Source organism: Sphingobacterium mizutaii, assembly GCF_900187125.1.
GTDB classification, from domain to species: domain Bacteria; phylum Bacteroidota; class Bacteroidia; order Sphingobacteriales; family Sphingobacteriaceae; genus Sphingobacterium; species Sphingobacterium mizutaii.
In genome coordinates, this window is sequence record NZ_LT906468.1 from 2,456,288 (window position 1) to 2,470,241 (window position 13,954).

Genomic DNA, 13,954 nt, shown 5'->3' on the forward strand with positions numbered 1-13,954 from the left:
ATTAATTTCAAAGGATGCATAAAAAACAGCGACTTAGAGTATATAAAACACTTATATTTAGTTCCTTAATCCAAATTGTAACATTTTCTTGCGCACCGAAGGTCGATCAAGGTTATGATAAAGAGAGAGGATTTGTCGGTACAATTTCCATTTCTGGAGCATTTGCACTCTACCCAATTGCTGTTTTATGGAGTGAGGATTTCAAGAAATTACATCCGAATGTGAGGTTTAATATTTCTGCTGGAGGTGCTGGGAAAGGCATTTCAGATGTACTGTCAAATATGGTAGACATTGGCTTGGTATCTCGCGACCTTCATCCTATTGAGATAGAAAAAGGCGCATTGCCCATCATCGTGGCAAACGATGCCGTCATTGGGACGCTGAACAGCAATCACCCCAATATATCATCCCTTTTAAAACGAGGTTTGAGTCAAGATGAGTTGAAAGACATCTTTGTAACAGGCAAGATTAAGAAATGGAATGATTTGGATCCTAGTTTTATTAACAAAAACATTGAGGTATACATACGCTCGGATGCTGCTGGCGCGGCTGAGACCTGGGCTAAATATTTAGGTGCTACCCAAGAAGAATTGAAAGGTATCGGGATTTTTGGTGATCCGGGCTTAGCTCAGGCTATTAAAGACAATCCCCTAGCAATTGGTTTCAATAATATAAACTATGTCTTTGATTTAAACAGCAAAAGAACGACTGCTAATATTGTAGCCCTTCCTTTGGATATTAATGCTGATCATAAGATTGACGCCCAGGAAAACTTCTATAGCGAATTGGACAGTCTTACCAATGCGGTTGCAACTGGGAAATATCCTTCTCCTCCTTCAAGAGAGCTCATGTTTGTTTTAAACAAGGGACATCAATCTAAATTGCTTGAAGAATTTGTCCGCTTTGTCATGACAGACAAACAGCAGGCTTATTTGCTGGACAATGGATTTGTGCCAATTAACAAGGAATTAAACAAGAAAGAAAACGAAAAACTGCTCGCGAGTGAATTACAGACTGATAAAAGATAAGTTAATCAAAAACCTCTCAGGGATTTTATTGGGAATATGCCTTTTGGTGATATTGGCAATTCTCGTTGGTTTAAGTATTAAAGCAGAGCCCCTGATAGCCACTGAATCTCTTTGGACGATCTTGAGCAGTAGCGTTTGGTCGCCAATGAAGGGAAACTTCGGTTTTCTACCCTTCATCATGGGCACAGTCTGGGTGACATTAATTGCTTTGATCATTGCAGTGCCTTTATGTCTTTCTGCCTCAGTATACTTGGTGGAATATGCGGGCAGTAGATTGCGAAATTTCGTTTTGCCTTTGGTGAATGTCCTGGCGGCAATCCCGCCCGTGCTTTACGGAGTGTGGGGGGTATTGTTCGTAGTACCCTTAATTGGAAAATATATTGCGCCGTTATTTGGAATCAGCAGCACTGGTTATTCTGTTTTTTCTGGAGGTATCGTATTGGCTGTCATGATTTTCCCTATCATGGTCAGCATCATGGTTGAGGTATTACAGACTATTCCCAAGGAATTGAGGTCAGTTTCACTTTCTTTGGGAGCAACAAAGCTGGAAACTATCCAACAAGTCATCTTAAAGAAAGCCCGACCTGGAATAATGGCCGCAATAGTTCTGGCAGTATCCAGAGCATTTGGAGAAACCATTGCTGTTCTAATGGTATGTGGCAATATCCCAAAGATTCCTCAATCTATATTTGATGCAGGATATCCTTTGCCAGCACTAATTGCCAATAACTTTGGGGAAATGATGTCAATTCCTCTGTACGATTCAGCATTGATGTTTGCAGCCTTGCTGTTGTTTCTGATCATATTGGGTTTTAACCTGATTTCAAGGGGGATTTTAAAGAAAATGGAGGCAAAGAATATATGAGCAACATCAATAGAAGGCTGAGAAAAGAAAAATTTGCCAAACACATTATGCAAGGTTCTGGAATAATCATTACGGGTTCCTTGTTCTTTATCATTGGGACTATCCTCTATAAAGGGCTACCATATTTGAGCTTGGACATGATCACGAAGACGCCCGAAGGAGGTTTCTATGTAGGTAAAGGCGGTGGAATCCTAAATGCTATCCTTGGGTCGCTTTACCTCGCTGGTTTATCAACATTTTTGGCTACCATTATAGGGATTCCGATCTGTATTTATTTGAATATATATTCCAAGAAAGGATCAAGGATCAGCAGATTTTCCAAATTGATATTTGACGTTCTATTCGGAATCCCATCTATTGTATATGGGGCTATAGCTTTCAGTATTATGGTTTGGTTAGGTGTCAGAGCATCTTTGATAGGTGGTGTTATAACCATAACCCTGCTCACCATCCCGATAGTTGTGAGGACCTTGGATGAATTAATCCAAACGATTCCAACTGATTTAGGGCATATCACCACTTCTTTAGGAGCAACGCGTTGGGAATCAGCAAAAGTTATGATAACCTATATAAAACCAGGATTATTCACAGCTATTTTACTGGCATTTGGACGAGCGATTGGCGATGTGGCGGGTGTGCTTTTGACGACTGGCTTCAGTGACAATATCCCGATCTATCTGGATGAACCTACAGCAACTCTCCCATTAGCCATTTTCTTTCAATTGAGCAGTCCTATCCCTGAGGTACAAGGAAGAGCCTATGCTTCAGCATTAATTTTAACTATCATTATCTTACTTATCGTTATATGTACGCAATACCTAGCATCGAGACAGAAAAAACACAGGGCATAATCCATCAGGTAAATCCACATATTGAGATCAAAGGGTTGAATGTCTATGTTGAGGATCAACATATATTAAAGAACATCAACCTAGAGATCCCAAACAACTGTATAACCTCCATAATTGGGCCTTCAGGATGTGGTAAAACTACCTTACTAAAGACGCTCAATAGGCTGTTGGATGATTCCACAGAGGTCAGGGTTACTGGTTCAGTACTTGTCAATGGAGAGGATATTTATGGACCTGATGCGGAAGTAACACATATTCGAAAAAAGATGGGCTTATTGTCTCAAAAGCCTTTTCCATTGCCCATGTCGATTTTTGACAATATTGCTTATGGTCCGAAAATACATGGTAATAAAGATAAAAAGTCTTTAAAAGCTATTGTTGAAAGACAGCTGCGGAATGTAGGCTTATGGGAAGAGGTAAAAGACCGTTTAGATGGGTCAGCAAGTAAATTATCGATAGGTCAGCAACAAAGGTTATGTCTTGCAAGAGGATTAGCGGTGGAACCAGAAATCATATTAGGTGATGAATCCACCTCGGCATTGGATCCTATTTCGACTCAGGTAATTGAAAACCTATTGATTCAATTAAAACAAGATTATACCATTGTTCTGGTTACCCATATACTCCGCCAAGCTAGAAGGGTATCTGATTACATCTTATTCCTATACAATGGTGAAGTAGTTGAATTTGGACCTTCAGAACAGATCCTTTTAGAACCACAACATGAAATCACAAAACAGTATGTCAAAGGATTTATTTCATAATCATAATTAATAGATAGAAAAAGGGAGCAATTCGAATGAAAAGCTCCCTTATTTATTTAAATATTCTTATGGTTTAGGCCCTAGTCTCACCCTCAGGCCCTTCTTCAATTACTTCGGCAATTTCTTCTATTCCATCTTCATCAGAATCCTGCCTAAATGGGGCGGTTTCATCAAATTCACCCTCCCACTTGGCGACTACCACAGTAGCTAAACAGTTTCCGATTACATTCACAGAAGTTCTAGCCATATCCATTAATTCATCGATACCCAAGATTGCAGCAATAACAAATACTGGCAAACCAAATTGATCAGCTGTTGCAATTAGGATAATCAATGAAGCTCTTGGAACGGCAGCAACTCCTTTAGACGTGATCATCAAAGTGAAGGCGATCATCAATTGTTGACCGAATGACAAATGAATACCTGCAGCTTGAGCAACAAAGATTGAGGCTAAAGAAAGATAAAGCGACGTACCATCCAAGTTAAAGCTGTATCCAGTAGGAATTACAAACGAAACTATTTTCCTTGGCACACCAAACTTCTCCATGGCGCTCATGGCTTTTGGAAGAGCAGCATCTGAACTTGTTGTTGCAAATGCAATAGAAACAGGTTCTTTGATGGCATTGATGAATTGCTTAACAGGAATTTTTAGGTAAAGCGCTACAGGCAGTAATACCCCAGCGAGGAAGAAAATCAACGCTAAGTACAAGGTTGCCAATAGCATAAACAGGTTCTTGAGGATATCAATCCCAAGATGTCCGACTGTATAGGCCATAGCAGCACCAACACCAATCGGCGCAAAGAGCATGACCAGGTTGGTAAACTTGAACATGGCTTCGGAGAGCGATTCTGCGAAGTCCACAAAGGGCTTTCGCTTCTTTTCATCCACCATGGCAAGTCCAATACCAAAGATTACAGCGAAAACAACGATCTGTAATACCTTATTTTCGTATACTGATTTTACAATATTTTCAGGGAAAGTATCTCTAAAGAAAGACGTGAATTTGTAGATCCAATGAGCACTTTCATCAATATGCTCAAGTGCAACCTTGTCTCCATCAGAAATTGCAGAAGTCTGCGGTAATTCCTCATGAGGCATGTGCTCAATATCGATACCTACACCAGCACGAGTCAAGTTAATAGCACCTAGACCAATGAAAATGGCACAGGTAGTAGCACAGAAGAAATACAACATGGATTTCCAAGCCATACGACCTACTTGCTTCAGATCCGAGTGACCAGCAATACCAAACACCAAGGTGGAGAATAAGATTGGTCCAACAATGGTTTTCACTAACTTGATAAATCCTTGGCTCAAAGGCTGCAATGCCTTCGCCACATCTGGAAAATCAAGCCCAACAAAAATACCCAATACCATACAGGTCAGGATCCATGTTGTCAATCCTTTTCGAACGATGGCGTTCCATACCAAAACAATGGCAGTAACCCAACGAACAACCATCATCAATGATGCAGGGATTGGAGCAAGATTAAATTCATAGAGGAGGGTCAGGACAGAAGCTATCGCAATGGTCGCAAGTAGAACATATCCTGTAGTTTTTTTTGACATGTAGATTTAATAAGGTTATTTATTTCTTTTTTTTACTTTTTAGACGAACAAAAATAAAAAAATAGCGCTGCAAACCAAATCTTTTGCGTTATTGTATTTCATGAAACGGGAGGATTTTTTGCTTTTTAAAGCGTAATATCTTGAATCAGAGAGATAGGTTAAGGATAAAAATATTCGGGAGGATTGTAAAATAAGAGCTACATACGCTTATCGATAGTCTGAAATCAGCTCAATTATTCTTTCGGAAATTTTAGGAAACAAAAAAACCACCTCGAAAAAGGTGGTTTATAAAATAAAATATCATTAGGATTATTCAGCGTGAAGCCAAGCTTTCTTCGCTAATAATTCTTCTTCTGTTTCACGAACGTCTTCATCCTCAACACAACAATCAACTGGACATACAGCAGCACATTGAGGTTCATCATGGAATCCAACACACTCCGTACATTTATCTGAAACGATATAATAAACTTCATTGGAAATAGCATCCTGTGATTCATTCGCGTCAAGAGTTACTCCATCACCAAAATCAATCACACCATCCAATGCTGTACCATCTGAAAACTTCCAACTTACACCAGCATCATAGATTGCATTATTTGGGCATTCTGGTTCACATGCCCCACAATTTATACATTCGTCAGTAATTTTAATTGCCATTTATGTCCTTACAATAAAATAATAAACTAATTTTGCACTTTCAAAGTTAATACTAATGCCATACACTCAAAAATAAAAGTATACAAAATTAGTAGTTATTTACTTTGATATGGCAAATATACGGCAAAAAAAATACAGATTTATTATAAATAGTAAGATTTTGACAAGAGAACAGAGAATAAACGCCTTCGTAAAACTAGGACAATTCCTTCAAGCTGATGAGCTGAAGAACTCCCCCATCTTGGATTCAGCAGTTCATAAAAATGTTTGGTATACCAAACCAAATGTGTTACAACAGATCTATGCTATTGCGCATAACCTAACCCATGAAAAATTGGAAAAATGGTTAAAGGATATTCCTAATCACAATATTGATAAATCTGTCGGTTTAGTATTAGCGGGAAACCTTCCATTAGTGGGATTCCACGATATTATGTGTGTACTTCTGGCGGGATTCACTGCCAAAATCAAAGTGTCTTCGGACGATGCCGGATTAACTAAATTTATTTTGGATCAGTTAATTGAAATCGAGCCTCAATTCGCAGAAAAGATTCAATTAGTAGAAAAACTAGAGAATTTTGACCTGGTCATTGCAACAGGTAGCAATAATTCAGCGCGTTATTTCGAATATTATTTCGGCAAAAAACCAAATATCATTCGTAAAAACAGAAACTCACTTTCGGTCCTTTCTGGTGATGAAACTAAAGAAGAATTAGTGGCTCTTGGACATGATATCTTTGATTATTTTGGATTAGGTTGCCGTTCTGTTTCCAAAATCTTTATTCCAGAAGGTTACGATATTGCAAAACTCTTGGACAACCTAGAATCATTTCATCTGATTAAGGATCACTCAAAATACAACAACAATTACGATTTCAATAAATCAATCTATTTGATCAACAAGAACAAACATTTTGACAATGGATTTCTATTGTTGAAAGAAGATGAAAGCCTAGCTTCTCCCCTTGCCGTTGTTCATTTCGAATATTACAAATCAATGGAGGAAGTTGAAAAGTACATTATCGCTCATAAAGATGAGATCCAATGTATTACCAGCGACATGGGTTTGAAGGTTGGAGATGTCCCTGTATTTCCATTTGGCGCGAGCCAATATCCTGCATTGGATGATTATGCCGACAATGTAAATACATTAGACTTTTTATTGGCGAACCAATAATTAGCTTTTATTGTCGTTATATGAGTGTGAATTCGTAAAAAATTATAATTTTGTTTGACTATGTATGTTATTAAGGTTAAAGGTGTAGCAAAAATTCCAGATTATGTTCAATTAAGGGACGATGCATTTACGCTTTTGGCTTATTTCCGCGTGGATAGACCCGACAAATCATTGGAAAAAATCGGTCTTGGCGACAAATCTGAATACATTATGGATGTTGTTCGTGAGTTGCCATTTGGCCAAATAAAGAAAATCGACTTATAAATTACTATGAGAGAGACAAATACGGTTATCAAGCTTAAACATGTAGATATCTATCAACAAAAACACCTTGTACTTTCAGATGTTAACTTAGACATTGCCCAAGGAGAATTTTTATACCTTATTGGACAATCTGGTTCAGGTAAAAGTAGTTTATTGAAAATAATCTACGGTGACCTATATATCGCGAATGGCGAGGGAATGATTGCTGGATTTGACCTGAAAAAACTTCATGAAAATGATGTTCCTTATTTACGCCGTAAATTGGGGATCGTTTTTCAGGACTTCCATTTATTGAACGACCGTACCGTTGAGAAAAACCTTGAATTTGCCCTTAAGGCAACGGGCTGGAAAGAAAAAGCTCAAATCGAGAATAGAATCGTTGATGTATTGGAAAAAGTAGGACTTCGATCTAAACTTAAAAAAATGCCTCATGAACTTTCCGGTGGTGAGCAACAACGTGTCGTTATTGCTAGAGCACTATTGAACAACCCTGAAATCATCCTTGCCGATGAGCCTACAGGAAACTTAGACCCTGCTACATCCGAAGAAATCGTCTTGTTATTAAGAGACATCGCTTCCTCAGGAACAGCTGTCTTAATGGCTACACACGATTACCAAATTATTAGAAATATGCCTGCACGTATCCTGAAAACAGCAGATGGTGCGTTGCATGACAATGTCAGCATCTAATAGCTGACAATACCATTTTAATCCGACATTATTGCTAGTGGATCCAGTAAACACTGACAGCATGTCGGATTTTTTTTGTTGGCAAAAAAATTGATGGATGCCATGTTAAGGTTACTTAAACTAGATATTAGGAGATGATAAACGAGAACGAGAATATTCAAGACCCAGAAATGAACAATTCGGAGGAGAATGTAGAGCAAGGTTCTGCAGCAACCGAAGAACTTACCAATAAGTTAAACGAATCCAACGATAAATATGCCCGCTTGGTTGCAGAGTTTGACAATTACAAAAAGAGAACTGCAAAAGAAAAGATCGATTTAATGCAATCTGCTGGTAAAGATGTAATCTTAAAATTATTACCCGTAGTTGATGATTTCGACAGATCCTTAAGCTTTATGAAAGATGTTCCTGCTGATGACCCCATGAAACAAGGCATCGATTTGGTTTACCATAAATTGAAGAAAACCATGGAACAACTTGGCGTAAAGGAAATCGAAGTTATTGGTCAACCTTTTGACCCTGAATTCCAAGAAGCCATTACCCTCATTCCTGCTCCTACCCCAGATTTAAAAGATAAGGTTATCGATGTTATTGAAAAAGGTTATACTTTGAATGACAACGTAATCAGATTTGCGAAAGTAGTAGTAGGCCAATAAATATAAAAGATGTCAAAAAGAGATTATTACGATGTCCTTGGTGTAACCAGAACGGCAGAAGTAACAGAAATAAAAACATCATATCGTAAGCTAGCCATCAAATACCATCCAGACAAAAACCCTGGAGACAAAGAGGCTGAAGACAAGTTTAAAGAGGCTGCTGAGGCTTATGAAGTCCTGAGCAACCCTGAAAAAAGAAGACGCTATGACCAATTCGGACATGCAGGCAATTCTGCGTCTGGATATGGAGGTGGCGGCATGAATATGGACGACATCTTCAGTCAATTTGGAGATATCTTTGGCGGCGGCAACCCGTTTGAAAGCTTCTTCGGAGGTGGCGGCGGTGGTACTCGAGGCGGACGTCGTGTCCAACGCGGAACCAACCTGAGAATCAAAGTAAAACTTACCCTAGAAGAAATTGCTAAAGGAGTTGAGAAAAAGGTAAAAGTCAACAAACAGGTAAAATGTAATACCTGTGATGGTACTGGTGCCAAAGACAAAAACTCATACCATACCTGTAATACCTGTGGTGGTTCGGGTTCTGTAAGACGTGTGACCAACACTATCCTTGGTCAGATGCAAACCACTAGCACCTGCCCTACCTGTAATGGTGAAGGCGTTGAAATCACTGCAAAATGTACTTCATGTAAAGGTGAAGGCCTAGTTCGTGGCGAAGAAACCATTTCAATCAATATTCCAGCAGGTGTGAGCGAAGGAATGCAATTGTCTATGAGTGGAAAAGGTAATGCTGCCCCTCGAGGAGGAATCCCTGGAGATTTGATCATCTTGGTTGAAGAAGTTCCTCACGAAACACTGAAACGTGATGGCATCAATGTGATCTATGATCTATATATTAATTTTGCGGATGCTGCACTAGGTACTAGCGTAGAAATACCAACCATAGATGGCAAAGCAAAGATCAAGATCGAACCTGGAACCCAAGGCGGCAAGATACTTCGTTTAAAAGGAAAAGGCCTTCCAGAAGTAAATTCATACCACAAAGGTGATCAGTTGGTTTATGTGAATGTATGGACTCCAAAAACAGTTTCCAAAGAAGAAAAAGAACTTTTAGAGAAACTTAAGAACTCCGCTAACTTCAAACCACAACCTGGTAAAAGCGAAAAATCATTCTTTGAGAGAATTAAAGAGTATTTTGAATAATGGATGTGAGATGTGAGATGTTAGACATGAGATATTAAGTCGAATAGACTTTCTTTCTACTATCTCAATACTCAAATCTAAAATCTCATATCTAAAATCTAAGACATAAAAAAAGCTGGTTTGAATAAACCAGCTTTTTTTATGTCTTAAAGAATCGCTTCCCTAATTCTTTGCAATTTCACCAACAGATCTTCTAACAGATCTAGGTGGAGCATATTTGCGCCATCAGATTTGGCATTTGCAGGGTCAGGATGGGTTTCAATAAACAGACCATCAGCACCAACAGCTATGGCAGCCTTGGCGATGGTCTCAATTAACTCCGGTTTACCGCCAGTCACTCCTGAACTCTGGTTTGGCTGTTGCAAGGAATGTGTACAGTCCATTACCGTAGGAACATTAAAGGATTTCATGACTGGCAATCCCCTATAATCTACGATCAAGTCCTGATATCCGAAAGTATTACCACGATCAGTTAGAATGACCTTCGGGTTTCCAGCATCTTGGACCTTCTCAACAGCAAATTTCATCGACTCCGCAGAAAGGAACTGTCCTTTCTTGATGTTTACCACTTTTCCAGTCTCGGCAGCTGCGATCAAAAGATCCGTCTGTCTACATAGGAATGCTGGAATCTGCAGCACATCCACATAAGCAGCAGCCATTGCAGCTTCATGGCTTTCGTGGATATCAGTCACTGTAGGTATACCAAAAGTCTTCCCTACTTTTTCCAACACTTTCAATGCTTTTTCATCCCCAATCCCAGTAAAAGAATTTCCTTTAGAACGATTTGCTTTACGGTAAGATCCCTTGAAAATATATGGGATGTTTAGTTTATCAGTGATATTAACGATTTTATCCGCAATACGTAAAGCGATTTCTTCACCTTCGATGGCACATGGTCCTGCCATCAAGAAGAAAGAAGAAGAGTTGCCATTTTTGATTTCTGGCAAATATGTATTAATCATATAATTTTTAATTACCTAGTTCCGACATAAATTTGATGCGCATCAACTGGATGTCCTCAAAGGAATAATCCTCCTCGCCCAATTCATCCAATGCAGTTTCAATGGCATCATTTTCAGCTGTTTTAAAATAATCGTAGACCTCATCTTGTCGATCCTGATCAATCATTTCATCCACAAAATAACCAATATTTAATTTGGTGCCTGAATTTACGATAGACTCCACCTCACGCAAAAGATCCTCATAACTGATACCTTTTGATGATGCTATATCCTCCAAGGAAATCTTTCTATCGATATTCTGGATAATGGAAACCTTCAAAGCTGATTTATTGGCCGTGCTCTTGATCACCAGATCCTGAGGCCTATCAATATCGTTATCTTCCACATACTTCTTGATCAGTTCTACGAATGGAGCGCCAAACTTGATGGCTTTCCCTGAACCGACCCCTTGGATTTGCTTTAATTCATCAATGCTAACCGGATAATGGGTGCACATTTCATCCAACGAAGGATCCTGGAAAATAACAAATGGAGGCAGTGATTTCTGTTTAGCGATCTTCTTCCTAAGATCTTTTAACATTTTAAGAAGCTCTGCATCCAATGCCCCAGTCTGTCCAGAACCTTCCTCAGAAGAATCTGATTTAGACATTTCCATCGGTTTATTTAAGATAAACTTCAATGGATACGGATTATTGATGTATTTGTTTCCTGCTGGAGTCAACTGCAGCAGACCATAATGGTCGATATCCTTCTTGATAAAATCTGCCAATTCAGCCTGACGGATCAATGAGTTCCAGAAATTAACCCCTTGCTCCTTCCCTGAACCAAACAAGGCATGGGTATCATGTTTATATTTTGAGATAGGCTGATTGTTTTGACCAATCAAGACATTGATAATATGCTGATCATCAAACTTATCCCCCTCCTCTTTGATAAAATTCAACACGGTCAATAAAGGTTCCTCCGCATCAAAATAAGTCTTTGCTGAGCGACAATTATCACACATGGAATTACATCCAGTATCATCAAACTTCTCACCGAAATAATGAAGGATCTGTTTTCTGCGACAAACTGCCGATTCAGAATAATCAATCACTTCCTTCAATATTTGGGTACCAATTTCCTTTTCAGAAACCGGCTTATCTTTCATAAACTTAGTCAGCTTTTCAACATCTTTCTCTGAGTAAAAAGCCAAACAATAGCCTTCCCCGCCATCACGTCCAGCGCGACCAGTTTCCTGGTAATAACCTTCCATCGATTTAGGGATATCATGGTGGATGACATAACGGACATCAGGTTTATCGATGCCCATTCCAAAAGCAATCGTTGCAACGATTACTTCGATATCTTCCATCAAAAACTTATCCTGAGTATCAGCACGGGTCTTGGCATCCAATCCAGCATGATAAGGAAGCGCTTTAATGCCGTTGATATTTAATACCTCAGCAATCTCTTCTACCTTCTTGCGGCTCAGACAGTACACAATACCGGCTTTTCCGGCATTACTTTTAATAAAACGGACAATCTGCTTGATTACATCTTCCTTAGGCCTCACCTCATAGTACAGGTTTGTACGGTTGAACGAAGACTTAAATAAAGTCGCATCATTCATTTGAAGGTTCTTCCGGATATCAGACTGTACCTTTGGGGTAGCGGTGGCAGTCAATGCAATAATTGGGATATCCTCCCCAATTTCATTGATTACCTGACGGATCTTGCGATATTCCGGCCTAAAATCGTGCCCCCATTCTGAAATACAGTGTGCCTCATCAACAGCTACAAATGAAACTGTTATACTTCTTAAAAAGTTAACATTTTCCTCTTTGGCTAAAGATTCAGGAGCGACATACAAAAGCTTGGTTTTACCATCTTGTACATCCTGCTTGACACGTTGAATTTCGTTCTTGGTAAGGGAGGAGTTCAAAAAGTGAGCAATGCTGTCTCTGCCTCCAAAAGCGCGAACTTGGTCGACCTGATTCTTCATCAAAGCAATAAGCGGAGAAATAACAATTGCTGTCCCCTCGCTCATCAAAGCAGGCAACTGATAACAGATTGATTTTCCGCCACCTGTAGGCATTATCACAAATGTATCCTTCCTATTCAGAACATTGGTAATAATTGCTTCTTGATCGCCTTTAAAAGTGTCGAACCCAAAAAAATCTTGAAGATTGTCGAAAAGTGATTTTTCTATTTCCATTGACTATGCAAAATAAATAGATGTAATAACGGTATGAATAATACGTGCTAAATAATGTATTTTTGTAGCGAACACATCATATTTATATATAAAATTAAGGAAATATTACGTGAAAAACAATATAGATATCAAATCGTTGGCACAGAGCACATTTGAACTTGAAGCCGCTAACGTATTGGCTCTATCCGAAAAAATCGACAACGATTTTGTAGAGGTTATTGAGAAGATTTTGACACTTAAAGGAAGGGTAATATTGACCGGAATCGGAAAAAGTGCAATCATCGCTCAAAAAATTGTCGCTACCCTAAATTCCACCGGAACGCCTGCAATATTTATGCATGCCGCAGACGCCATCCATGGTGACCTCGGAATTATTCAGAAGGATGACCTGATCATCGCGATTTCCAAAAGTGGGAATACACCAGAAATCAAAGTTTTAGTTCCATACTTAAAGCAAACTGGGAATATTCTGGTAGCCATGGTTGGAAATCATGAATCTTTCTTAGCTGAGCAAGCGGATTATATTCTTGATACCAGTATTACTCGAGAGGCTTGTCCGAATAATCTTGCTCCGACAACTAGTACCACGGTACAGCTAGCGATGGGCGATGCCATTGCTGTCTGCCTTCAAACGAAAAGACAATTCACCGATCAGGACTTTGCTAAATATCATCCAGGAGGAGCTTTAGGAAAACAGCTTTATTTAAAAGTAAGCGATCTTTCCGATCATAACGGCATCCCAATGGTTACCGCAGATGCGAGCATCCGCTCCGTATTGATCAGTATTACTGAATATAGACTTGGCGCTACGGTAGTCATCGAAGATGAAAAGATTTTGGGAATCATAACCGATGGTGATATCCGCAGGATGCTGGGCATATACGAGGATGTATCCGGTTTGCAGGCGAAAGATATCATGTCTTTAAACCCGAAGACAATCGACAAAACAGAATTGGCTGCAAATGCACTCCACCTCATGCGACAGAACAGTATCTCACAATTAGTAGTTACAGCTGAAGGAAAATATGCGGGCATTATCCATCTGCAAGACATTTTAAAAGAAGGCATTATCTAATATCAAGATTGTAATATTCTTGTGGAATTATTTC

General features: G+C 39.1%; 14 protein-coding genes. 10 read left to right on the forward strand and 4 right to left on the reverse strand.

Annotated features, from left to right (window positions below; genetic code table 11):
• The first annotated feature begins 14 nt into the window (after positions 1–14).
• From CKW03_RS10590 to CKW03_RS10605, 4 genes are read left to right on the forward strand one after another with little or no spacing between them, the layout of a single operon-like run.
• Entirely contained in the window at positions 15–1,028 is a 1,014-nt protein-coding gene (locus CKW03_RS10590) for a PstS family phosphate ABC transporter substrate-binding protein (RefSeq protein ID WP_093096543.1), read from the forward strand.
• Complete coding sequence (gene pstC / locus CKW03_RS10595) at positions 1,003–1,893, forward strand: phosphate ABC transporter permease subunit PstC (protein ID WP_093096545.1); 891 nt, start codon at positions 1,003–1,005, stop codon at positions 1,891–1,893. Before CKW03_RS10590 ends, pstC begins: the two co-directional genes overlap by 26 nt.
• Entirely contained in the window at positions 1,890–2,744 is an 855-nt protein-coding gene (locus CKW03_RS10600) for a PstA family ABC transporter permease (RefSeq protein WP_093096548.1), read from the forward strand. The genes pstC and CKW03_RS10600 overlap by 4 nt, the downstream gene beginning before the upstream one ends.
• Complete coding sequence (locus CKW03_RS10605; protein WP_093096550.1) at positions 2,699–3,508, forward strand: phosphate ABC transporter ATP-binding protein; 810 nt, start codon at positions 2,699–2,701, stop codon at positions 3,506–3,508. The genes CKW03_RS10600 and CKW03_RS10605 overlap by 46 nt, the downstream gene beginning before the upstream one ends.
• A gap of 73 nt (positions 3,509–3,581) precedes the next feature.
• Here CKW03_RS10605 and CKW03_RS10610 read toward each other — a convergent pair whose 3' ends face one another.
• Positions 3,582–5,078, reverse strand: a complete 1,497-nt coding sequence (locus tag CKW03_RS10610) for a dicarboxylate/amino acid:cation symporter (RefSeq protein WP_093096552.1) — start codon at positions 5,076–5,078, stop codon at positions 3,582–3,584.
• A gap of 309 nt (positions 5,079–5,387) precedes the next feature.
• On the reverse strand, positions 5,388–5,738 hold the full coding sequence (locus CKW03_RS10615; protein WP_093096554.1) for a 4Fe-4S dicluster domain-containing protein: 351 nt from the start codon (positions 5,736–5,738) through the stop codon (positions 5,388–5,390).
• Between the two features lie 160 nt (positions 5,739–5,898).
• On the opposite strand from CKW03_RS10615, the gene CKW03_RS10620 reads away from it, so the two are divergent.
• The 5 genes from CKW03_RS10620 (at position 5,899) to dnaJ (ending at position 9,686) form a co-directional block, all read left to right on the forward strand.
• Complete coding sequence (locus CKW03_RS10620; protein ID WP_093097782.1) at positions 5,899–6,915, forward strand: acyl-CoA reductase; 1,017 nt, start codon at positions 5,899–5,901, stop codon at positions 6,913–6,915.
• A gap of 60 nt (positions 6,916–6,975) precedes the next feature.
• Complete coding sequence (locus CKW03_RS10625) at positions 6,976–7,179, forward strand: fructose-6-phosphate aldolase (protein WP_093096556.1); 204 nt, start codon at positions 6,976–6,978, stop codon at positions 7,177–7,179.
• 6 nt (positions 7,180–7,185) lie between these two features.
• Complete coding sequence (locus tag CKW03_RS10630) at positions 7,186–7,869, forward strand: cell division ATP-binding protein FtsE (protein WP_093096558.1); 684 nt, start codon at positions 7,186–7,188, stop codon at positions 7,867–7,869.
• Between the two features lie 137 nt (positions 7,870–8,006).
• Entirely contained in the window at positions 8,007–8,525 is a 519-nt protein-coding gene (locus tag CKW03_RS10635; protein ID WP_373865676.1) for a nucleotide exchange factor GrpE, read from the forward strand.
• Positions 8,526–8,534: 9 nt separating this feature from the next.
• Positions 8,535–9,686 carry a molecular chaperone DnaJ gene (gene dnaJ, locus CKW03_RS10640; protein WP_093096560.1) on the forward strand — a complete coding sequence of 384 codons (1,152 nt, stop codon included), beginning with the start codon at positions 8,535–8,537 and terminating at the stop codon, positions 9,684–9,686.
• A gap of 146 nt (positions 9,687–9,832) precedes the next feature.
• Here dnaJ and kdsA read toward each other — a convergent pair whose 3' ends face one another.
• Both kdsA and recQ read right to left on the reverse strand, forming a co-directional pair.
• Complete coding sequence (gene kdsA / locus CKW03_RS10645; protein WP_093096563.1) at positions 9,833–10,648, reverse strand: 3-deoxy-8-phosphooctulonate synthase; 816 nt, start codon at positions 10,646–10,648, stop codon at positions 9,833–9,835.
• Positions 10,649–10,655: 7 nt separating this feature from the next.
• Positions 10,656–12,845 (reverse strand): DNA helicase RecQ, encoded by a 2,190-nt coding sequence (recQ, locus tag CKW03_RS10650; RefSeq protein WP_093096566.1) that lies wholly within the window; start codon positions 12,843–12,845, stop codon positions 10,656–10,658.
• 109 nt (positions 12,846–12,954) lie between these two features.
• Here recQ and CKW03_RS10655 point away from each other — a divergent pair, with 109 nt between their 5' ends.
• Positions 12,955–13,920, forward strand: coding sequence for a KpsF/GutQ family sugar-phosphate isomerase (locus tag CKW03_RS10655; RefSeq protein ID WP_093096569.1), 966 nt, complete (start codon positions 12,955–12,957; stop codon positions 13,918–13,920).
• Positions 13,921–13,954: the final 34 nt, after the last annotated feature.